A 21778-nucleotide genomic window follows, 5' to 3' on the forward strand; every position below is an offset into this window, starting at 1 on the left:
GACCGGCTGCGGCGCAGCGGAGAGATGCGGAGATGACGACTCCCAAATAGTTGGTGTGGCCAACATTAACAAACGTTGGCGTAACCAACAAGATGGATTACGGACGACCCATTCCGGCGAAACTCGTGCGACCACCTCCGGGGAATTCCGGACCCGGACAGCCGCCGGAGACCGCGATCCCCCCGCGCGCTCCTACCCCTGCTGATGGTGCGTGAGCAACCGGGCGAGCAACCTGCCCAGCGCCTGCCGGTCCCGGTCCGGGAGCGGCGCCAGCAGATCGTCCTGCACCCGATCGAGCTCCCGGTCCAGGCGCCGCAACTGCCGGCGGCCCGGCTCGGTGAGACTGATCAGGTTGCGCCGGCGATCACCCGGATCGGGCGACCGTCGTACGAACCCGGGTTCGGCCAACTCGTTGATCGCCGCCACCACATCGCTGCGGTCCATATTGCAGCGGCGGCCGATCTCGGCCTGACTGGCGACCCCGAACTCGTCCAACGCGGCCAGAATGCGGTAGTGGTACCCGCGCGCACCCGCCGCCGCGAACGCCTCCGTGGCGAAACGATGGGCGTACACCGCCACCTGGGTCAGCAACCAGCTCGGTTTCTCGGTCAGGCGGGCGGGCGTCTCCTCCATGACCTCACGGTACATCCATTGGCTGCGCCAACAGAAGTAAGGCGGATCGGCTCGCCCGGACGGGTCACGCGGTGTTCAGGCGCGCGGGGTACGCCGCAGAACGGCCAGGTAGCCCCGGGCGACAGCCCATTGCACCGGCACCGTCGCCGGTCCGGCGAATCGGGTCAACCGGCTCGCGGGGCGCGAAAACGCGGTGACTACGCCGAATACGGTATCGGAGTCCCGGTCGTACTCGACCGCGAACAGTTCCTCACCGCATTCCGGATGGCCCGGCAGGGTGCCGTAGGCGAAACCGATCCGGTCCGGCTCGCGCAGGACGTAGACGATCCGGCACGGCGCCCGCAACCCGAACCGGCCGATACCGAGTTGCACCGTGATATCGGCACCCGGCTCGGCCACGGGACTCTGCGCATCCCGGAGGATGCCCAGGCCGCGTTGCATCCGGTAGCCGAGCACGGCCTCGCCGAGCCGGTGGAATTCGGACTCACCGCGGCCGATCTCACGACGCAGCCGCAGGTGGTGGTAGCCGGGTGGTAGTTCGTCACGGGTCGCGCCGACTTCGGAGTAGGTGAATTCGGGGCGTTCGGGCGAATCGTTCATACCGGCCCGCCGGCTTCTCCGGGCACCCGGGTGATCGCACGGGCGACCGTACGGGCGACCTCCTCGTCGGTGAGAGCGCTGTCCTGGATCAGCGCGTGCGACAGCACCGTACGCACGACCACCTCCGCGGCCTGCCGCGCGGGCAGGGCGAGGGTGGGATCCGCGCGGCCCGCGATGAGCGGTTCGGCGAAGGCCGCGACCGTGCCGACCAGGGTCAGCCGCGAATCCCCCTCTTCGATGGCGACGGTGAGCAGCCAGGCGGGTTCGTGCACCCGGATGTACTGGAAGGCGCGGTGCCCACGGAGATAGCGGAGCGCGAAAAGAGTGGCCGAATAGGCGATCTCGCCGACCGGCGCACCGGGATCGAGGGCGGTGAACGCGGCGGCCACCATGGTGCCGACCTCGTGGCGGCCCACCGCGGAGACCAGACCGTCCTTGTCACCGAACTCCCGGTAGGCGGTCGCCCGCGAGACTCCGGCCCGGGCGGCGACGGCGGTGTGGGTGAGCGCGTCCAGACCCCCTTCCGCGATCAACGCGACCGCCGCGTCCAGCAGCGCGTCCGACGACCGGGTCGAAGAGGTCATGGCTCTTTGTACCTCGAAACAGCCGGAAAGCGGTCACCGCACCCGCTGTTCTGAGACTAGTTTGCCAATTAGTCTCAGTATCGGTAGCGTCCGAACCGGCGGCCGGCCGCCGCGGAACCGGGCAACGACGTCGGAGGCACAGATGAGCGCTACCGGGCAGTACACGGAACCGCGCGGACATGCCGTCGTGCTGGGAGCGAGCATGGCCGGACTCCTGGCCGCCCGCGTCCTGAGCGAGAGCTTCGCGCGGGTGACAGTGGTCGAACGTGACGATCTGTCGGCCCCGGGAGACCGGCGGGGAGTCCCCCAGGGCCGGCATGTGCACGCCCTCCTCGCCCGCGGCCGGCAGATCCTCGAAGAGTTCTTCCCCGGCCTCACGGACGACCTCCTCGCCGCGGGCGCCGTGGAATGCCGCTCGCTCACCGAGATGCGGATGACGATCTCGGGTCGTACCCTGCGGCAGTCCGACGCCGGATACTCACTGCTGCAGGCGAGCCGGCCCTTCCTGGAATGGCAGGTACGCCAACGGGTCCGGGCGCTTCCGGGCGTGGAGATCACCGACGGTACCGCCGCGGCCGGCCTGCTCACGGATACCGCCCGGACCCGGGTCACCGGGGTCCACCTCGACACCGGCGCCCGGGTCTACGCCGATCTGGTGGTCGCGTGCACGGGCCGGCACGGGCCGATCCTCGACTGGCTCACCGATCTCGGCTACGACCGCCCGCCCGAGGAGGGCGTGCGGATCGATATGAAGTACGCCAGCCGCTATCTCCGGCTCCCGGCCGGTTCGGCCGGGGGCGACAAGGAGATCGTCGTCGCGAATCAGGATCCGGCCCGGGGCCTGGCGCTGTTCGCGGTGGAGGACGACCGTCACATTCTCACGCTGATCGGCTACGGCACGGACCACCCACCGGCGGATCCGGACGGTTTCTGGCGGTTCGCGGCCTCGGTGGCGCCCCCGGATGTGCGCGCGGCGCTGGTGGACGCCGAACCGCTCACCGATATCGCGACCTACCGCTATCCGGCCAACCAGCGCCGCCGCTACGAGCGGCTGACACGTTTCCCGCACGGGCTGCTGGTCCTGGGCGACGCCGTCTGCAGTTTCAGCCCGGCCTTCGGCCAGGGGATGACGGTCTCGGCCCTGCAGGCGCTGCGATTACGCGAGGTCCTCGCCGCCGGCGACCACGCGCTCGCCCAGCGCTTCTTCCGCGCGGTCGCGGCGGCCGTCGACGATCCCTGGGCCATCACCCGGCTGTTCGACCTCGCCATGCCGCACGTGGGCACTTCCACCGCGTCGCCGTCGCGGGCGCTCGGGCCGCTGACCGGCCTGGCGATGGCGGTCGGGGAAGCCGACCCCGCGATCGGCAGGCAGGTGGCCCGGATCGCCGGGCTCCTGGACCCACCGGTATCCCTGCTACGCCCGGACCTGATGGGCCGCGCCGCAGTCACGCTGGGCAGCCTGGGCGCCCGGCACCTGAGCCGGATCGCGAACCCGCGGACGGAGCCCCCGGCGCCGCTGTTCGATCCACTGCCGCACGGCCCCGCTCACGGTTTCCACCGGCTGACCGTGCGGTCGGTGGTCCCCGACACCCCCGACAGCGCCGTCCTGGAGTTCGAGATTCCCGAGAATCTCCGGGACCGCTTCGCGTTCACCGGCGGTCAGCACGTGATCATTCGCGGCACCCGGCACGGCGAGCCGATCCGCCGCAGCTATTCGCTCTGCGACGCGGCGGATCCGGCCCGCCTGCGCATCGCGGTCAAACGCGTGCCCGGCGGCGCCTTCGGCGCCTACACCCTCGACGACCGCATCGTCGGGTCGGCGCTCTACGTTTCCGAGCCGACCGGCACCTTCACCCCGGGGCTCGATCCGGAGGCCCGCCGGACCTACGCGGCGGTCGCGGCGGGTAGCGGCATCACACCGATCCTGTCGATCCTGGCCACTGTTCTCGAATCCGAACCCCACAGCCGCTGCACGCTGTACTACGGCAGCCGCGACCGAGCCCACATCATGCTGGCCGCCGGCACGGAAACCCTCCTGGCCCGATACCCGGACCGGTTGCGGGTCGTCCACCATCTGTCCCGGGAACTCGCCGGCGGCGCGCGGACCCGTACCGGCCCGGACTCCGGTTCGGGTGCCGCCGCGGAGTACCGATCCGGCCGGATCGTCCCCGCGGACCTCGCGGAGCGGGACGCCGATCACTGGTTCCTGTGCGGTCCGCGTCCCCTCGTCACCGACACGGTCGCGGCACTCACTGCGCGCGGCGTCCCGAGGACACGAATCATGGTGGAACTGTTCGATACCCGGCCGCCGGCCCCACCCGCGCCCGCCGACGGAGCCCGCACCCGGGTCACCCTCACCGGGCACGGCCGCCCGCTGACTTTCGATATGGCGCGCGACCGCGCGATCCTCGACGCCGCGCTGGACCGGCGCGAGGATCTCCCCTACTCGTGCCTGGGCGGTTCCTGCGGCACCTGCCTGGCGACCGTGGAAGCCGGGGAGGCCCGGATGGAACCCGATCCGCTGGCCGCGATCACCGACGACGATCTGGCCGCCGGCCGGGTCCTGCCCTGTCGCGCTCGCCCGGTGACCCCGGAGCTGACACTGCGCTTCGGCGGGTGACGAACCGGACGCTCTAGCGGGAGAACGCGTCCACGATCGCCACTGTCGCGTCGGCGATGGCCTGGTTGTTCGGAACCGCGGCCTGATCGTCGGTGGCCGACCGGGTGAGTATCACCAGCACGAGCGGCGTGCCGGCGGGATTCCACACGACCCCGGCGTCGTTGACCGAACCGTAGGCGCCGCCGCCCGTCTTATCGGCCGCGGTCCAGCCCTGCGGCAGCCCCTTGCGGATCCGCTGTTCGGAGGTGACGCTGGCGCGCATCCAGCTCGTGAGCTTCGCGCGGCTGTCGGCGTTCAGGCCGTCTCCGAGGATCAGACGCTCGTAGCCGGCGGCGAGTGCGGCGGGTGTGGTCGTATCCCGCGGATCTCCGGGGACCGCCTCGTTGAGTTCGGTTTCCCAGCGGTCCAGGCGGGTTTCGCCGTCACCGACCGTGCGGGCGAACTCGGTGATCGCGCCGGGCCCGCCGATCCGGCGCAGCAGCAGATTGCCGGCGGTGTTGTCGCTACGTTCGAGGGCCGCGCGGCTGATCTCGGTCCAGCTCAGAGTGGAGCCGACCGCCGCGCTCGTCACCGGCGAATTCTCCTTGATGTCCTCGGCCGCCACTGGCACCCGCTCGTCGAGATCGAGTTCACCTCGCTCGGCCAGCCGGAGCACCGCCGCCGCGGCGTATGCCTTGAACGTGGAGCACATCGCGAAGCGCTGATCGTCGTTGCGGCCGAAGACGCCGTCCGAGCCGGGGACGAAGGCGGTGATGCCGTACCGGATCCCGTGTTGCTGCTCGAGTTCCGACAACCGGGTGTTCAGCGCGCCGAAATCCTGCGCGCCGGCCGAGGCCGGGGCCGGTACCGACGTGGTCGCGTCACCGGACTCGGCACCGGCCGCGCAGCCACCGGCCGACAACGAGGCGGCCACGAGCAGCAGGGTCAGCGACCGGCGGGCCCGGAGCGTGGAGAGGTTCGTTTTCACCACCGCAGCACACACGCGGGACCACGCCCCGCGCCAATATCCGATTCGCCCGGTTCCGAGTTCGATTCGATATCGACGCAGGTGAGCACCGAATGTATTGCCTCACCGTGCGGTGGTCATCGCCTCCAGGACCGCGGTGGTCGCCTCCGCGACGGCGGTGTTGCTGGGTGCCGCGATCGGGTATCCGGTGGTCGAACGGCTGAAGATCACCAGCACCACCGAGGTCCCGGCCGGACTCCAGACCACACCGGCATCGTTGACGGTGCCGAAACCACCGGCGCCGGTTTTGTCCGCCGCCACCCAGCCGACCGGCAGCCCCTTGCGCATCCGCTCCCCCGAGGTGACGCTGCCGCGCATCCATCCGGTGAGCATCCGCCGGTACTCGGGAGCGAGGCCGTTGCCGAGGATCAGCCGGTGGTAGCCGGTGGCCATCGCGGTCGCGGTACTGGTGTCGCGGGTGTCGCCGGGCAGCGCCTCGTTGAGCGCGGGTTCCCAGCGGTCCAGCCGGGTTTCGGTATCGCCGACGGTACGCGCCAGATCCGTGACCGTGCGCGGACCGCCGATCCGGCGCAGGATGAGATTGGCGGCGGTGTTGTCGCTGCGCACGATGGCGGCCTGCGCGAGGCTGTACCAGGTGAGGGTTTCACCCACGCGATAGCTGGTGACCGGTGAGTTCGGCACGATCTCGTCCTCGGCGATCGGCACCCGCTCGTCCAGTTTCAGTTCCTCGCGTTCGGCCAGCCGCAACAGCGCGGCCACCGCGTACACCTTGAATGTCGAGCACATCGCGAAGCGGTCGCCGGCGTTCCATTCGACCGTGCGGGCGCCGGTCGGACTGTAGGCGGCGATCCCGTAGATCACGTTGTGCCGTTCCTCGAGTTCCATCAGCGTGGTGGCCAGCGCGGAATTCCCCGGTACGTTCAGAGTGGGGAGTGCCGGCGGCTCGCTACCCTTGTCGGTGCTGCAGCCCCCGGCCGTCAGCGCGAGGACGGCGAGCGCGGCCAGCATCGTTCGCCCGCCCGCGGGCGCACGCGATTCGGATCGGTGAGGGTTCACCCCGGCAGCACACACGCATCCTCGTGGCAGACGCCAATATCCAACACTCCCGCCTGCGATTCATATTTGATATGAAAGCTGGTCAATGGGCATTTATTTGCTCTGATCGGCGTGTCGACCGACTACCGGAGGGCCCCTGGAGAGCCCCTGGTTCAATATCGCTATGGACCTCATCCGCCATCTCGGCTATTTCGTCGCCATCGCGGACGAGGGTCATTTCGGCCGGGCGGCCACCGTACTGGATATGACGCAACCCCCGCTCTCCCAGGGGTTGCGGCGGCTCGAGACCCGGCTCGGGGTCGAACTCGTGCACCGCACCCGGCAGGGCGCCGTCCTCACCGCGGCCGGACGGCAACTGCTGCCCCGGGCCCGGCTACTGGTCGACGACGCGGCCCGGCTGCTGGCCGAGGCCGAGCGCATCGCCCGGACCCGCGGCACGGTGCACTGGGGAGCCACCTCGGCGCTGCCCGACCGGCTCGTCACGGCCTGTGTGACCGTTCTGCGCAGCGGGAACACCTCCGGCGAAGCGGTATCCACCGATGTCGGCGGCACGGTCGACCTCGTCGCCGCGGTGCGATCGGGACTCTGCGACGCGGCGGTGATCGAACATCCGGCACTCGTCGACGGTGTCGAGTGCCGGCCGGTGGTGAAACTGCCGCGCTGGATCGTCGTTCCCGCCGACCACCGCAGCGCGACCACCGAACGCCCGGTGTTCCCGATGCTGGCCGGCCTCACCCATGCCACCTACCCCCGGGCCGCCAATCCCCCGGCCTCCGATACGGTCCGGGATCTGCTGCGCGAACGCGGCCTGGACGTACCCACCCGCACCGTGCACGACGACCGCGCGGTACTCGCGGCGGTGGCCGCCGGCAGCAGCTTCGGACTCACCACCACCCCGCCCGCCGATATCCCGGGGGTCGCCTGGTTGCGGATCGCTCCGCAGGCCGTGGCATTGCGCTGCCGGGTGATCCACCGCCCCGGCGCCGAGGACCAGGCCGACGCCCTGGACCGGGTTCTCTACCGGGAGCGCCTGCGGTGACCGTCGCCGACCGCATCCGCGCGGTGTTCGCCGACGCCGGATGCACCGGACGATTGCACGCCCGCCGCTGCGACGGCAGCGCGCAGGAGATCTCGGTCGGCGGCGCCGAACGGGTGGTCACCGCCTCGGTGTACAAACTCCCGCTGCTGCTGGCCTACTGCCGCGCGGTCGATTCGGGCCGGATCGATCCACTGTCGCGCCTCACCGTGGACCCGGCCGGCTGTACGCCCGGGCCCACCGGCCTGTCCACACTCCACGATCCGGTCACGCTGAGCCGCCGCGATCTGGCGACCTCCATGATGACCGTCTCCGATAACGCCGCCGCGGATCTGCTGCTCGGTGAGATCGGGCTCGCCGCCGTGCACGAACTGCTCGAATCGGCAGGGCTGGAACACACGCGGCTGGTCGGCGGGACCGCCGATATCCACGCGAGCCTGGTCCGGGACACCGATACCCACGACACCGCGGCGGCGTTCGCCGCGCTCGCCGACAACGACGAGGCCTGGACCGTCTCCGCCTACGACCCCGCCTACACCAGCGCGACCACCCCGGAGGAGATGACCCGGCTGCTCTCGGCGCTGTGGCGCGGCACGGTGGTATCGGACGCGCAGACGGACTTCGCCCGATCGGTCATGCGCCGCCAGGTCTGGCCGCATCGGATCGCGGCGGGATTCCCGCACCACGCGGTGACGGTCGCCGGGAAGACGGGCACGGTCGGCATCATCCGCAACGAGGTCGCGGTGGTCGAGTTCCCGGGCGAATATCCGGTCGCTGTCGCCGTTTTCACCCGGGCCGCCCGCGCCGACCCCGCACTCCCCGCCGTCGACGCGGCGATCGCCGAGGCCGCGCGGATCGCGGTCACCGAACTGCGCCGCGCGCTACCGACCGAATAATCGCTCATCCGGCAGCCGGAGCCCGGAATTCGGAAATCGAGATGATCTTCCGGGCGATCCGGTCCATACTCGGAACCTCGTGATCCACGACCGAAGGGGTGGGGTATGAAGCTGGCAGAGGCATTGTCGTTGCGCGCCGACGCGGCACGCCGGGTCGAGCAGTTGCGCGCCCGCATCGTCGGTAACGCCCGCTTCCAGGAAGGCGAGGAGCCCGCCGAGGACGCGGCGGCCCTGCTGCGGGAGGCCGGAGAAGTGCTGACGGAATACGAGGCCCTGATCCGCCGGATCAATCGCACCAACGCCGCCACCGGGATCGGCGCCGACGGCACCCTCACCGACGCGCTCGCCCGCCGGGACGCGCTGCGACTGCGGCATTCGGTACTCACCGACGCCGCCGATGCCGCCGCGGGCAAGAACCGGCCCGGATACGCGCGCCAACTCCGGTCGGAACTGAAGATTCTGTCCGCGTTGCCGGTCGCCGATCTCCGGGCACAGGCCGACCGGCTGGCCACGGAACTGCGGGAACTCGACGTCCGGATACAGCGGACCAACTGGGAGGTCGATCTGCTGGACTGACCGTGGAGAGGGAGCAGGTAGTCCTCACGAAGGCGCGCACAACCCGCTGACCGACGGGCAATCGGTCACCTCCTGGCGCACGAAGGGCAGTGCGGGGGTTCGACTCCCCAACCGACAGCGCAGCCCAGCAGCGTGCACAGGTGAGTGCGCACAGCGCATAATTCACCACCGGGTGCGGATTCGTGACGACGAGGGCGGGTACGGGGTACTCCCTGTTTATCGGCGCGGCTTCGCCGCGCGGGGGTTCGGCCCCCGAAGCGTCTGCCCTTTGTGGGCCTCGCTGAACTCGGCGCCCGGTGTCGAGGCGTTGTACGGGCACGGATGCACTCGCGGCCCGTACGGTATGCCGTACGGGCCGCGCGCGTGAGATATGTCCGGCTACTTCAGCATCGACCCGCAGTCGACCGGCAGCGTCACACCGGTGAGGTAGCGGGCCTCGTCGGAGGACAGGTACAGCACCGCGTTGCTGATATCGATCGGATCCACCCACGGCACCGGCAGGGTGTGGAACATCTGGCAGATCGGCGCCATATCGTCGGCGGTCGGATTCTCCAGATCGGGCCGGAACATCGCGAAGGTCTTCTCGTTCATGATCATCGCGGTGCTCACATGCGTCGGGTGCACCGAGTTGACGCGGATCATATGCTGACCCAGCTCCACCGCGAAGGCCCGCATCAGGCCCACGACACCGTGTTTGGCGGATACGTAGTGACCGGTCTGCGGGTAGGCCTTGAGCCCGCCCACCGAACTGGTGAGCACGATCGACCCGCCGCGGCCGCCCTCGAGGATATGCGGGACACCGGCCTTCACCGATTTCCACACACCACTGAGATTGACGTCGATCATGTCCTGCCAGACCGTTTCGTCGGTCTCGGCCAGCGTATCGCCGCCGCTGGCGATCCCGGCGTTGGCGACGATGATGTCGAGCCGGCCCAGCTTGCCGACGGCCTCGGCGAGGGAGGCCTTCAGCGCGTCGGAGTCACGGACGTCGACCTCGGCGGTCACGACCTTGCGGCCGGTGGCCTTGACCAGTTCCTCGGTTTCGGCGAGATCGTCGGGGGTGGCCAGCGGGATCTCCACCGAATCGATCGGCTTGCAGATATCGATCGCGATGATGTCGGCGCCCTCTTCGGCCAGCCGCACCGCGTGGCTGCGGCCCTGGCCGCGCGCCGCGCCGGTGATGAAGGCGACCTTGCCTTCGACCCGTCCGGTCATGTCTACCTCTTTCCTCGATCCGGCCGGCCGGATCGTGTTATCGCTTCGTGTGTTGCGGGTTCGTCAGCGTTTGGGCGTGTAGGTGATGTGCAGATCGGTCAGGCCGCGCAGGATGAAGGTCGGCTCGAAGTTGAAGGTCGGGTTGTCCAGGGAGCCGTGCTTTTCCGGGTCGATCCGGATATCGAGCATCCGGTCCAGGATCCGTTCCAGTGAGACCCGGCCCTCGACGCGCGCCAGCGGGCTGCCCGGGCAGGTGTGCACGCCGCGGCCGAAGGCCATGTGCTCCCGGAAGTTCGGGCGGTCCAGATCGAAATCGTGCGGGTTCTCGAAACGCCGCGGATCCCGGTTGGCCGCACCGGGGCAGACCATCACCAGCGAACCCGCGTCCAGCGGGACCTCGCCGATCTCCACCGGCTTCTTCGCCAGCCGGAAACCGCTCTTCACCGGCGCCTGCATCCGCAGGGTCTCCTCGATGAACACCGGGATACGGCTGCGATCGGCGCGCAGCGCGTCCTGCAGGTCCGGGCGGGTGACCAGGAACTGCATGGAGCTGCCCAGCAGTTTGGCGGTGGTCTCCTGGCCGGCGCCGAAGAGGAAGGTCGCGGTACGCACCACGTCGATCACCTCGGGCGTCGAGCCGTCGGGGTACTTCGCCTGGGCCAGGGAGGTCAGGACATCGTCCTGCGGGTTCTTGCGCCGATCCGAGATGAGCTTGCTGAACAGGTTGTCCAGCCACTCCAGGGGATTGACCGGCACGATCTCCTTGTCGATCGATCCCACGGTCGGCCCGCCGGCGAGGTTGATACGCAGTTCCTCGTGATACTCCTCCGGCACACCCAGCAGGTCGGCGATCACCAGCAGGGTGAACACCTTGGCGTAGGCGCCGAGGAATTCGCATTTCCCGTCGTCGATGAATTCGTCGAGCTGTTTGTCGGCGAGCTTCCACATGAACTCCTCGTTCTCCTTCAACCGGGAGGGAACGAGCAGTTTGTTCAGCAGCGAGCGGGCCGCGGTGTGATCCGGCGGATCCATGGTGACCATATGCTCGTGCATCGGCAACTGTTCACGGTGCGAGGCGATCTGAGCCGTGATGTCGTCGCCTTCGGGGGTGAACGGTAGCGGGGGGAACGGGCCGCCGACCGCGATGCAGGAGGAGAAGGTGTCCGAATCGCGCAGGACCTCGATGGCCTCCTCGTATCCGGTGACCGCCCAGACGCCGTAGTTGGGCTCCCGCGTCACCGGGCACTTCGCGCGCAGATGGTCGTAGTAGGGATGCGGGTCGGGTACCAGCGCAGGGTCGGTGAAGTAGTCGACCGTATCGAAATCGGTCACGGGAACCTCCTGATATCAACAGAATCGTGTTGCCAACCGTGGATCACCGGTTGATACGGCTCGTGCGCTCCGCTGCCCGCGCGGGCATATTCGCTGGCGCCCGCTCGGGCAGTCGCCGCCGTAGGTCGTTGCCGACGCGCACTGCCGCTCCGGGATGTCCACAGCCGCCTCCTCGCGCCGTCGCGCACTCCATCCGAGGTCACAGCCGTATCCCGGTACCGATCCGGGACGACCCTTGCTGAGCGAGCGCTCAGATGTGATGCTGAGCACATGCTTAGCATGGCCGGAGGTAGCACGTCAACAGTGGCCGCCCGCGGGATACCATCCCGGGTGATCCCATGACCGGCGTAGCTGCGCGGACATCGCGGATATCCCAGAGGAGGCCGGAACATGTCATCCCCCCGTCGGCTCGGTGCGCCCGACGCGAAGAACCGCGGCGTCCTCTTGGACGCCGCGGAACGGCTGATGATGGAACAGGGCTGGGCGGCGGTGACCTCGCGGCGGATCGCCGAATACGCCGGTCTCAAACCGCAATTGGTGCACTACTACTTCCGGTCGATGGACGACCTGTTCCTCGACGTGTTCCGGCGCCGCGCCGATCAGGGCCTGGAGGCCCTGGCCCAGGTGCTGAAATCCGATCGCCCGCTGCACGCGCTGTGGGAGTTCAGCACCGACACCACGGCGGCCCGGTTCACCATGGAATTCGTCGGGCTGGCCAACCACAAACCGGCCATCCGGGCCGAGGTGGTCCGCTACTCCGAGCAGTTCCGCGCGGCACAGACCGAGGCGCTGGGCCGGCTGCTCGAGGGCTACGGGGTGGATACGAGCCGCTTCCCCGCCGATGTGCTCTCGGTGCTGATGACCAGCGCGGCCCGGATGGTCGTCCTGGAGGAGGCCCTCGGGATGACGGCGGGGCACGCCGAAACGTTCGCGTTCGCCGAACGCGAGATCGGCTTCCTCGAGAGCGGAGCATAGGCGGCTCATCCCGACGAATACTCCCGCTCGCCGCCCCGCGCCCTCCCCGGCTCGATCATGACTTGTTCTCCTCGGCGGAAATATGATTCTCTTGCATAGAGAACCATATACTTTCCCGCCGGTCTCCGGCGGTGGGATCGGGAGTTCCACATGCCTCAGCAACGACGCACCGGCGAGAGCCCAGCGGGATCACGCACCGCCCCCGGGCCCGGATCAACCCTGCGAGAAATCCCCCCCGAGCTGGCCCGGCGCTATCGGGAAGCAGGGTGGTGGGCCGACGAAACGCTCGGCGAACTGCTCGCCCGCAGCCTGAGCGCCGCACCCGGGGCGATCTTCCGGGTGCACTCCCGGATCCGCCCGTGGTCGGGGACCTTCGCCGAGGTGGAGCGCATCGCGCGACGGCTGGCCGCCGGATTGCGGCGCCGCGGCGTCGGGCCGGGCGATATCGTCGCGTTCCAGCTGCCGAACTGGATGGAGGCGGCGGCCACCTACTGGGCCTCGGCGCTGCTCGGTACGACGGTGGTCCCGATCGCGCATTTCTACGGACGCAAGGAACTCGGCTACATCCTCGGCGCGGTGACGCCGAAGGTGTTCATCACCTGCGAACGCTTCGGCCACAACGAGTTCGATCCGCGGGTCGGCGAATCGGTGCCGGTGGTCGGTGTGGTCGGCCGGGATTTCGACGATCTGCTCGAACCCGAGCCGATGAGCGGGCTACTGGTGACCGATCCGGACGCGCCGGCCTGCATCGCCTTCACCTCCGGAACCACCCGCGCGCCGAAGGGTGTCGTACACAGCCACAACACTCTCGGCTACGAGGTACGCCAGCTGGCCGGGATGTACCCGCCCGATCGCGGCGATCAGCTCACCGCGGCGCCGGTCGGGCATTTCATCGGCATGCTCAACGCCCTGCTCATCCCGGTTCTCGACGGCGCGCCGATCCATCTGCTCGATACCTGGGATCCCGGATGGGTGCTCGAGCTCATGGAGACCGAGAACATCTGCGTCGGCGGCGGCGTGAGCTATTTCATGACCAGCCTGCTGGACCATCCCGATTACCGACCCGTGCACCAGTCGCGATTGCGCTATGCCGGGCTCGGCGGCGCGGCCGTCCCGGTGGCGGTGAGCACCCGGCTCGAGAAGCTCGGCATCACCGTGTTCCGCTCCTACGGCAGCACCGAACACCCGTCGATCACCGGCTCCCTCGCCACCGCCGCGGCGGATAAGCGGCTGTTCACCGACGGTAACGCGCTACCGGGGGTGGAGTTCCGGCTGAGCGAGGACGGCGAGATCGTCAGCCGGGGCCCCGATCTGTGCCTGGGCTACACCGATCCCGAACTCACCGCCCGCACCTTCGACGACGAGGGCTGGTACCACACCGGCGATATCGGCGTGGTGGACGACGACGGCTATCTGACCATCACCGACCGCAAATCCGACATCATCATCCGGGGCGGGGAGAACGTGAGCGCCCTCGAGGTCGAGGAGGTCCTGCTCACTCTCCCGGGCGTGGCCGAGGGGGTGGCGGTGGCCGTGCCCGACCCCCGCCTGGGCGAGCGCACGGCCGCGGTGGTCCGCTGCCTACCCGACCGGCCCGAACCCGATATCGAGGCCCTGCGCGCGCATTTCGCGCAGGCCGGGCTGGCCAAGCAGAAATGGCCCGAGGAACTGCATATCGTCGCCGACTTCCCGCGCACCCCCAGCGGAAAGATCCAGAAATTCGTCATCCGGCGCGAGCTGGCCGCAGCGCGCAACGAGGCCGTTGCAACCGAACCCTTATGAGAATACGATTCTCATAAATAGCCAAGGAGGATTCCATGAGCAAAGTCGAGCTGCCGTACCAGCTCTTCGACGCGGACAACCATCTCTACGAGACCAAGGAAGCGCTCACCCGGCACCTGCCGGAGAAGTACCGGGGCGCCATCCAGTACGTCGAGATCAACGGCCGCACCAAGATCGCGGTACTCGGCCAGATCAGCGAGTACATCCCCAACCCCACCTTCGAGGTCGTGGCCCGCCCCGGCGCGATGGAGGATTACTTCAAGAACGGCAATCCCGAGGGCAAGAGCCGGCGCGAGATCTTCGGCAAGTCGATGAAGGCGATCGACGCCTTCCGCAACCCGGAGGCCCGGCTTCAGGTCATGGACGACCTGCAGCTGGAGCGCGCGCTGATGTTCCCGACCCTGGCCAGCCTGGTCGAGGAGCGGATGCGCCACCATCCCGAACTGATCCACGCGGTGATCGAATCGCTGAACCGCTGGATGCTCGACGACTGGGGCCAGGACGGCAGCTTCGTGCACTCCGGCCGTATCTTCACCGTTCCGGTGATCACCCTGCCGATCGTCGAGCGGGCCATCGCCGAGCTGAACTGGGCCGTCGTCGAACACGGCGCCAAGGCCATCCTGGTGCGCCCGGCGCCGGTGCCCGGATTCAAGGGCATGCGCTCGTTCGCGATGCCGGAGTTCGATCCGTTCTGGAAGCGCGTTCAGGAACTGGACGTGCTGGTCACCATGCACTCCTCGGACAGCGGCTACTCGCGTTTCGACGCCGAGTGGGACGGCAGCGATTCCGAGATGCTGCCCTTCCAGACCAACACCTTCGCCATGACCAACCAGTGGCGGCCGGTGACCGACGCGGTCGCTTCCTGGGTGTGCCACGGTGCGCTGAACCGCTTCCCCGATCTGAAGATCGCCGTGATCGAGAACGGTTCGGCCTGGCTCGAGCCGCTGTTGCAGCAGCTGTCCGATGTCTACAAGAAGGCCCCGGAGGGCTTCGGCTTCCGCGATCCGATCGAGGCCATCAAGCAGAGCCTCTACGTGAGCCCGTTCTGGGAAGAGGATCTTGAGCGCCTGTCGCAGGTCATGGGCGAAGACCATGTGCTGTTCGGCTCCGACTGGCCGCACCCGGAGGGCCTGGCCGAGCCCGCGCGCTACATCAACGAGATCAAGGATATGCCGGAAGCGAAGCAGGCCAAGATCATGGGCGGCAACCTGGCGCGGCTGCTCAAGGTATGAGCGGGCAGACCATCCCATGAGCGAATGGCAGACCATCCCGCAGTTGGCGCTGTCGGCGGCGGACCGCTTCGGTGATGCCGAAGCGGTCGTCGACGGCGAACTGCGGTGGAGCTTCGCCGAACTCGGGGACCGGGTGCGCCGGGCCGCCGGAGCGTTCGCCGAGGCCGGTATCGGCAAGGGCGATCGCGCGGCGGTCTGGGCGCCCAACTCGGCGAATTGGATTGTCGCCGCCCTGGGCCTGATGACCGCGGGCGGCACCCTGGTCCCGGTGAACACCCGGTTCAAAGCCGACGAGGCCGCCGATGTGATCCGGCGCAGCGGCGCCAAGGCCCTGCTGGTGCAGAAGGGATTCCTGGGCGGCGACTATCCCGCGCCGCCCGGGGTACCGGTCTACGACCTCGAATCCGATTTCCTCACCTCCGGTGAGCCTTTCGAACGCGAGGTCGCGGGCACCGATATCGCCGACATCATCTACACCTCGGGCACCACCGGTCGCCCGAAGGGCGTGATGATGAACCATCTGCAGACGCTGCGGCTCTACGCGGAATGGTGCGATCTGGCCGATCTGCGCCGCGGCGACAAGTACCTGATGGTCAACCCGTTCTTCCACACCTTCGGGTTGAAGGCCGGCATCGTGTCCTCGCTGATCCGGGGTGCGACCATGCTGCCGGTTCCGGTGTTCGACATCGACAAGGTGCTCGAACTCGTGGAGACCGAACGGGTCACCATGCTGCCCGGGCCACCGACGCTCTACCACTCCCTGCTGGAATATCGCGGCGCGCGCGATATCTCCTCGCTGCGCGCGGCGGTGACGGGTGCGGCCGATATCCCGGTCGACCTGATCCGGCGGATCCGGGAGGACCTGCCGTTCCGGTCGATCATGACCGGATACGGGCTCACCGAGGCCGGGACCGCCACCGCCTCCCGCCCCGGTGACACCTTCGAGCAGATCGCGACCACCGCGGGCAGCGCCTGCGACGGGATCGAACTGCGTATCGCCGGCGACGGTGAAGTGCTGATCCGCGGATACAGCGTGATGCAGGGGTATCTCGACGACCCGGAGGCCACCGCGGCGGCCGTGGACGCCGAGGGCTGGCTGCACACCGGCGATCTCGGCAGCCTCGACGACGGCGGCCGGCTGAAGGTGATCGGGCGCAAGAAGGATATGTACATCGTGGGTGGGTTCAACGCCTACCCCGCGGAGATCGAAGGTTTCCTGCTGGAGCATCCGGCGGTCGCCCAGGCCGCGGTGATCGGCGTCCCGGACGACCGGCTCGGCCAGGTGGGCAAGGCCTTCGTGGTGAAGCGCGGCGAACTCGGTGAAGCCGAACTCCTCGCGTGGAGCAAGGACCGGATGGCCGGGTACAAGGTGCCGCGGTCGGTGGTATTCCTGGACGAGCTGCCGCTCAACGCCACCGGCAAGGTGGTGAAGGACCAACTGCGCTGACCTCGGTGGATATCCGGCGGCCGTCGCGGCGGCCGCCGGAATCCGGTGCGCGTCGTCCGCGGCCGGGCGTCCCCGCCCTCCGCCTCGTTTCTCTTTTCCCGACCCGCGGCCGTATCGGCCGGATCTCGACCGGGGCACCCGCCACGGTGTATCGTCGGACACAAAAGAGAGTGCGATTCTCATAATTAGAGACTTTCGATCTCCTGAGCCGGGCCGTGCCCGGCGTCGACCTTGAACAGCGAGGAGTCCGGTGAATATCGACGACATGATTCTGGTCAGCATCGACGACCACGTGGTCGAGCCGCGCAATATGTTCGACAACCACGCGCCGAAGAAGTACGCCGAGTACGTGCCCAAGGTCGTCGTCGACGACAACGGGATCGATCGCTGGATCTACCGGGACCGGCCGACCGGCGTCACCGGTCTCAACGCCGTCGTCTCCTGGCCGCCGGAGGAATGGGGCTACGATCCCGCCGGCTACGCCGAGATGCGGCCCGCCGTCTACGACATCCACGACCGGGTCCGCGATATGGACGCCAACGGCGTGTTCGCGTCCATGTGCTTCCCCACCTTCACCGGGTTCAGCGCCGGGCATCTCAGCCGCGGCGGCATGGACGAGATCACCGTCGCGATGATCTCCGCCTACAACGACTGGCATATCGAGGAATGGGCGGGCGCCTATCCGGGCCGGTTCATCCCGCTGGCGATCCTGCCGATGTGGGATCCGAAACTCGCGGTCGCCGAGATCGAACGCGTCGCCGCCAAGGGCTGTCATTCGGTGACCATGCCGGAGCTGCCGCATATCGACGGTCTGCCCAGCTACCACGATATCGACTACTGGGGCCCGGTCTTCCAGGCGCTCAGCGATAACGACACGGTGATGAACCTGCACATCGGACAGGGTTTCGGCGTGCTGAAACTGGCGCCGGACGCCCCGATCGACAACCTCATGGTCCTGGCTCCCAGTATTTCGCTGATCGGCACCCAGGACCTGCTCTGGGGTCCGGCGATGCGCACCTACCCGAAGCTGAAGATCGCCCTGTCCGAGGGCGGCGTGGGCTGGATCCCGTTCTTCCTGGACCGCTCCGACCGGCACTACACCAATCAGCGCTGGCTGCGCCGCGATTTCGGCGGCAAGATGCCCAGCGAGGTGTTCCGCGAGCATGTGCTCGCCTGCTACGTCACCGACCCGACGTCGCTGAAACTGCGGCACGAGATCGGTATCGACAACATCGCCTGGGAATGCGACTACCCGCATTCGGATTCGCTGTGGCCCGGTGCGCCCGAGTTCGTCCTGAACGAGCTCGAACAAGCGGGCGCCGACGATTCCGATATCGACAAGATCACCTGGCAGAACGCGTGCCGCCATCTGAGCTGGGATCCGTTCCAGCACATCCCCCGGGAACAGGCCACGGTCGGCGCGCTGCGCGCCGCCGCCAAGGATGTGGATCTGTCCACCACCACCCGCGCGGAGTACGCCGAGCGGTTCGCCGCCAAACACGCGAGCTGACGGCACGGGCGGCAGGGTCACCACGCGTCCTGCCGCCCCGCCAACCGCCGGACCCTCGGCGAGCCCGCGCCGACCTCGCGGAGCGTCCCGCAGGCGTCGGAGTGACCGGAACGGATTGCCGAGCTTCCCACCGCATCGACCGCACGGCATACGCCGGTCAGCCGAAGGGCGGGCCGTCGATCGGACAGCGGGTACCTTCGGGCGGCAGGACACCGGTGAACAGGTAGTCGCGTTTCACCCGTTCGGTACAGCCGCTCGGCACGTACATGCTGCTGTGGCCGGCTCCTTCGGTCACCACCACCCGCGCGTCGGCCAGCTGCGCGGCGCCGGATTCGGCGCCCGCGAGTGGTGTCGCCGGATCGAATCTGCTGTTGAGCACCAGTATCGGCGCCGCCGTGCGCCGGTTCCACGGCCCGGTGTACCGATCCTCGTCGTGGCCCTGCCAGAAGGCACAGGAGATACTGCTGAACACGGCCACGCGCCCGAAATAGGGCACCCGCCGATCTTCCGATACCGCGGCGCGACTGTAGTTCCCGATATCCTCGGGCACCGTGCTGTCCGCGCACTGGACGGCGTGGTAGGCCTCGGTGCGGTTGCCGGAATAGGACGAACCGGCGGCCGGTAGCGGTCCCGGAATCGCGGTGCCCGCGTCGAACAACGTCTGGAGCAGAACCGCCAGGTCGGCGTATCCGGACGGCTGGGACAGACTCGCCGCCGCGTTGACGATCGCCGAATAGGTCCACTCCCGGCCGTCGACCCGGATGGGCGCCACGCGCGCCCGCTCGGCCAGAGTCGTCCATTTGAGTTTCGGGTCACCGGAGGAGAACGCGCAGCGCGGACCCGCGGCGGCGCAGTCGCGCAGGAAGGCGTCGAAGGTGGCGGCGATCGCATCGGCGACGTTCTGCCTGGTGTCCAGGGGTAGCGAGGCACCCTGTGCGGCATGTCCGTTGATATTGCCCTCGAAGTCCAGCGATCCGTCGAGCACCAGGGCCCGGACCCGCCCGGGGAACATATTCGCGTAGTCGGCGCCCAGCTGGGTGCCGTAGGAGATGCCGTGATAGCTGAGCTTCGCATCGCCGACCGCGCGCCGCAGCAGATCCAGATCCCGGGCGGTGTTACCGGTCGACGCGTGATCCAGGATCGGCCCGGCCTGTTGCGCACAGCGCTCGGCGAATCGGCGGGACCAGTCGTAGAACGGAGCCTCGGCGTCGGCCGCGGCGGGCATCTCGGGTGCGGATGTAAGGAAGGCGAGCTGTTCGTCCTCGGACGGGAAGCAGCGCGCCGGGGCGCTGCGGGCCACCGCGCGTGGATCCCAGGAGACCACATCGAACCGCGCCCGCAATTCCTCGGAGAACAGCCACGGCCAGCGCGCCCGCTCCCGCAGCCGGTCCACGCCGGAGGCGCCCGGTCCGCCGAAGTTCACGAACAGGGTGCCGAGACGGTGTGCCGGATCGGTCGCGGGCAGTTTGATCACTGCCAGTCCGATTCGATCGCCCTGTGGCCGGTGGTAGTCCAACGGCACTTCCGCGGTAGCGCACTGGAAGCCGTCCTGGCAGTCCGACCATTCCAGCGCCGGAGTCGCCGCGCCCTCGGCGAGGCGATCGAGATAGGGGTCGATACCCTCGTCCGCCGCTGCCGGGCCCGGCGCGCCGAGCACCCCCAGGCCGACCGCGACCACCAGCACCACACGCCGGATCCGACCGAATCCGTTGGGCCCGAATCGAAAAACCAAACCAGAGCCCCTCAGCGCAGCGACGACGAACTGAACGATCCTGTCACACGCGCGGTCCCGGTACGGAGCCGACGGCCGTCGACTGCCCGGATTCCCGCGAGCTCACACAACACCGCCGTTCGCGAATGTGCGGGATCACCGTGGCGCGAACCTCAGGCCGGCATATCGGCCCTACCGCACAGCCACCGGCCGTCGACGTATTCCAGTCCCATCGTCATGGTGATGTGCTTGGGCGTTTCCGTGGGATTCGCGGCACTGGTGGTCAGCTGGGTTCCGGTGACCAAGACGTCGGCGCGCTGATCGTCACCGGATTTGAAAAAGCACTCCAGGTCTTGTGCCCGCGTGGTGACCTGCTGCTCTTGTAGGAGGTCGGCCAGTGTGCCCGCGCTTCCGTCCATACTGGTCTTGAACTGCCCGGTCGAATTATCGGAGATCGCCTTCATCGCGGTATCGGCATTCCGATGGTCCACGGAGAACAGCAGTTCGCCGATTTCGCACGCGCGCGCTTCCAGCGCCCGGCGGCCTTTCTGGTCCTCTTCGACCTCGCGGGCGTTGTCCACGGCCACCAGTACCGCCGTGGCGGCCGCGCCGAGCATCGCCAAGACGCCGACCACCGCCCCTGCGAGCAGTACTTTCCTGCCCCGCTTTCCACGAGGCGGGACGCGTTGGCCGGGAACCGCGGCCATGGACGGTCCGGCAGCCGGCCCCCGCAGCACATCGGAGGCGGCCGCGGCCAGTTCACCGCAACTGCCGAAGCGCTCGTGCCGGTTCTTGGCCATGGCCCTGGCGATCACCGCGTCGAAACCCGGTGGGAGCGTGGGGTTCTGCGCGGACGCGTACGGAACGGGCAGGTTGAGGTGACTGTGGATCAATTGCGCGCTGGTCGTCGCGGGGAACGGGTAGGTCCCGGTGAGCATGTGGTAGAGAGTTCCGCCCAGCGCGTAGACATCCACCCGTGGATCCACACCGGAGGCGGGGTCGAACTGTTCCGGCGCCGCGTAGCGGAAGCTGGCGAAAACTTCACCGGTACGGGTGATATTCACGGATTCGTCCAGCGCCTTGGCGATACCGAAATCCGCCAGCAGCACCCGCTCGTGCGCACCGCTGGTGAGCAGGATATTGGCCGGCTTCACATCCCGATGCAAGATGTGGTGGTAGTGGGCGTAATCCAGAGCTCGTGCCACTTCGGTGACCACCCACACCGCGTGGTCCGGCGAGAGCGGCCCGTGCCGCAGCAGCGCCCCGACGTCTGTGCCGTCCACGTACTCCATGGCGATCCACAGATGCCCCTCGTGCTCACCACGGGCGTACACGTTCACGATACCGGGATGCGCCAGCCGGGCCGCGGTATCGGCTTCACGCTGGAACCGGGCTCGCACATCGGCATCGTGGGTCACCGCCCCACCCAGGAGCTTCAGCGCGACCCAGCGCGGCAGATCACGATCACGGGCGAGGTAGACCTCGCCCATTCCGCCGGCGCCGAGCAGCCGTTCGATGCGGTAGCCCGCGAATTCCCGGCCGTCCGCCAGCACCTGCCCCACCCGGGTCTCCCTCCCCTCGAATGAGGGCAACCCTACTGGAACCC

18 protein-coding genes are annotated in these 21778 nt (G+C 68.4%); 9 read left to right on the forward strand and 9 right to left on the reverse strand.

All coding sequences use genetic code 11. The annotated features are described in order from the left end of the window. Positions 1-192 precede the first annotated feature (192 nt). The 3 genes from ACZ6SF_RS23685 to ACZ6SF_RS23695 form a co-directional block, all read right to left on the reverse strand. Positions 193-633 (reverse strand): MarR family winged helix-turn-helix transcriptional regulator, encoded by a 441-nt coding sequence (locus ACZ6SF_RS23685; protein WP_466064552.1) that lies wholly within the window; start codon positions 631-633, stop codon positions 193-195. A gap of 75 nt (positions 634-708) precedes the next feature. Then, complete coding sequence (locus tag ACZ6SF_RS23690; RefSeq protein WP_466064554.1) at positions 709-1233, reverse strand: DUF1990 family protein; 525 nt, start codon at positions 1231-1233, stop codon at positions 709-711. Then, the gene (locus ACZ6SF_RS23695; RefSeq protein WP_466064555.1) at positions 1230-1817 is read right to left on the reverse strand and encodes a TetR/AcrR family transcriptional regulator; all 588 of its coding nucleotides are present in this window, start codon (positions 1815-1817) and stop codon (positions 1230-1232) included. Before ACZ6SF_RS23695 ends, ACZ6SF_RS23690 begins: the two co-directional genes overlap by 4 nt. A gap of 142 nt (positions 1818-1959) precedes the next feature. On the opposite strand from ACZ6SF_RS23695, the gene ACZ6SF_RS23700 reads away from it, so the two are divergent. Then, entirely contained in the window at positions 1960-4437 is a 2478-nt protein-coding gene (locus ACZ6SF_RS23700) for an FAD-dependent monooxygenase (RefSeq protein WP_466064557.1), read from the forward strand. 13 nt (positions 4438-4450) lie between these two features. On the opposite strand, the gene bla (ACZ6SF_RS23705) is transcribed toward ACZ6SF_RS23700, so the two are convergent. Together bla (ACZ6SF_RS23705) and bla (ACZ6SF_RS23710) are read right to left on the reverse strand one after the other, a co-directional pair. After that, on the reverse strand, positions 4451-5404 hold the full coding sequence (gene bla / locus ACZ6SF_RS23705) for a class A beta-lactamase (RefSeq protein ID WP_466064558.1): 954 nt from the start codon (positions 5402-5404) through the stop codon (positions 4451-4453). A gap of 102 nt (positions 5405-5506) precedes the next feature. Continuing rightward, positions 5507-6460: a class A beta-lactamase gene (gene bla / locus ACZ6SF_RS23710; protein WP_466064560.1), complete on the reverse strand. Its 954-nt coding sequence runs from the start codon at positions 6458-6460 to the stop codon at positions 5507-5509. 163 nt (positions 6461-6623) lie between these two features. On the opposite strand from bla (ACZ6SF_RS23710), the gene ACZ6SF_RS23715 reads away from it, so the two are divergent. From ACZ6SF_RS23715 to ACZ6SF_RS23725, 3 genes are all read left to right on the forward strand, one after another. Next, on the forward strand, positions 6624-7499 hold the full coding sequence (locus ACZ6SF_RS23715; RefSeq protein WP_466064562.1) for a LysR family transcriptional regulator: 876 nt from the start codon (positions 6624-6626) through the stop codon (positions 7497-7499). Continuing rightward, a complete protein-coding gene (locus ACZ6SF_RS23720; RefSeq protein ID WP_466064564.1) occupies positions 7496-8392 on the forward strand; it encodes a serine hydrolase in 897 nt (298 codons plus the stop codon). Before ACZ6SF_RS23715 ends, ACZ6SF_RS23720 begins: the two co-directional genes overlap by 4 nt. A 105-nt stretch (positions 8393-8497) precedes the next feature. Then, positions 8498-8968: a DIP1984 family protein gene (locus tag ACZ6SF_RS23725; RefSeq protein WP_466064566.1), complete on the forward strand. Its 471-nt coding sequence runs from the start codon at positions 8498-8500 to the stop codon at positions 8966-8968. A 378-nt stretch (positions 8969-9346) separates the two neighbouring features. Here the strand turns inward: ACZ6SF_RS23725 and ACZ6SF_RS23730 are convergent, their stop codons facing one another. Further along, on the reverse strand, positions 9347-10183 hold the full coding sequence (locus tag ACZ6SF_RS23730; RefSeq protein WP_466064568.1) for a mycofactocin-coupled SDR family oxidoreductase: 837 nt from the start codon (positions 10181-10183) through the stop codon (positions 9347-9349). Between the two features lie 63 nt (positions 10184-10246). Next, positions 10247-11515 (reverse strand): cytochrome P450, encoded by a 1269-nt coding sequence (locus ACZ6SF_RS23735; RefSeq protein WP_466064570.1) that lies wholly within the window; start codon positions 11513-11515, stop codon positions 10247-10249. Between the two features lie 390 nt (positions 11516-11905). On the opposite strand from ACZ6SF_RS23735, the gene ACZ6SF_RS23740 reads away from it, so the two are divergent. From ACZ6SF_RS23740 to ACZ6SF_RS23760, 5 genes are all read left to right on the forward strand, one after another. Further along, positions 11906-12490, forward strand: a complete 585-nt coding sequence (locus ACZ6SF_RS23740) for a TetR/AcrR family transcriptional regulator (protein ID WP_466064571.1) — start codon at positions 11906-11908, stop codon at positions 12488-12490. A gap of 219 nt (positions 12491-12709) precedes the next feature. Continuing rightward, positions 12710-14272: an AMP-binding protein gene (locus tag ACZ6SF_RS23745; protein WP_466064933.1), complete on the forward strand. Its 1563-nt coding sequence runs from the start codon at positions 12710-12712 to the stop codon at positions 14270-14272. Between the two features lie 35 nt (positions 14273-14307). Continuing rightward, positions 14308-15504, forward strand: coding sequence for an amidohydrolase family protein (locus ACZ6SF_RS23750; protein WP_466064573.1), 1197 nt, complete (start codon positions 14308-14310; stop codon positions 15502-15504). 16 nt (positions 15505-15520) lie between these two features. Further along, positions 15521-16951, forward strand: a complete 1431-nt coding sequence (locus tag ACZ6SF_RS23755) for a FadD3 family acyl-CoA ligase (protein ID WP_466064575.1) — start codon at positions 15521-15523, stop codon at positions 16949-16951. A gap of 250 nt (positions 16952-17201) precedes the next feature. Beyond that, the gene (locus ACZ6SF_RS23760) at positions 17202-18461 is read left to right on the forward strand and encodes an amidohydrolase family protein (protein WP_466064577.1); all 1260 of its coding nucleotides are present in this window, start codon (positions 17202-17204) and stop codon (positions 18459-18461) included. Positions 18462-18618: 157 nt separating this feature from the next. On the opposite strand, the gene ACZ6SF_RS23765 is transcribed toward ACZ6SF_RS23760, so the two are convergent. Further along, the gene (locus ACZ6SF_RS23765) at positions 18619-20148 is read right to left on the reverse strand and encodes an alpha/beta hydrolase (protein WP_466064579.1); all 1530 of its coding nucleotides are present in this window, start codon (positions 20146-20148) and stop codon (positions 18619-18621) included. Between the two features lie 197 nt (positions 20149-20345). Further along, on the reverse strand, positions 20346-21734 hold the full coding sequence (locus ACZ6SF_RS23770) for a serine/threonine-protein kinase (protein ID WP_466064581.1): 1389 nt from the start codon (positions 21732-21734) through the stop codon (positions 20346-20348). Between the last annotated feature and the right edge of the window lie 44 nt (positions 21735-21778).

It is taken from the genome of Nocardia sp. NPDC049935, assembly GCF_055586645.1.

Bases quoted from the DNA above. Each gene is read 5' to 3' on its own strand.
- ACZ6SF_RS23685 (WP_466064552.1), bottom strand. From the start codon at position 633: ATGGAGGAGACGCCCGCCCGCCTGACCGAGAAACCGAGCTGGTTGCTG.
- ACZ6SF_RS23690 (WP_466064554.1), bottom strand. From the start codon at position 1,233: ATGAACGATTCGCCCGAACGCCCCGAATTCACCTACTCCGAAGTCGGC.
- ACZ6SF_RS23695 (WP_466064555.1), bottom strand. From the start codon at position 1,817: ATGACCTCTTCGACCCGGTCGTCGGACGCGCTGCTGGACGCGGCGGTC.
- ACZ6SF_RS23700 (WP_466064557.1), top strand. From the start codon at position 1,960: ATGAGCGCTACCGGGCAGTACACGGAACCGCGCGGACATGCCGTCGTG.
- ACZ6SF_RS23715 (WP_466064562.1), top strand. From the start codon at position 6,624: ATGGACCTCATCCGCCATCTCGGCTATTTCGTCGCCATCGCGGACGAG.
- ACZ6SF_RS23725 (WP_466064566.1), top strand. From the start codon at position 8,498: ATGAAGCTGGCAGAGGCATTGTCGTTGCGCGCCGACGCGGCACGCCGG.
- ACZ6SF_RS23730 (WP_466064568.1), bottom strand. From the start codon at position 10,183: ATGACCGGACGGGTCGAAGGCAAGGTCGCCTTCATCACCGGCGCGGCG.
- ACZ6SF_RS23740 (WP_466064571.1), top strand. From the start codon at position 11,906: ATGTCATCCCCCCGTCGGCTCGGTGCGCCCGACGCGAAGAACCGCGGC.
- ACZ6SF_RS23750 (WP_466064573.1), top strand. From the start codon at position 14,308: ATGAGCAAAGTCGAGCTGCCGTACCAGCTCTTCGACGCGGACAACCAT.
- ACZ6SF_RS23755 (WP_466064575.1), top strand. From the start codon at position 15,521: ATGAGCGAATGGCAGACCATCCCGCAGTTGGCGCTGTCGGCGGCGGAC.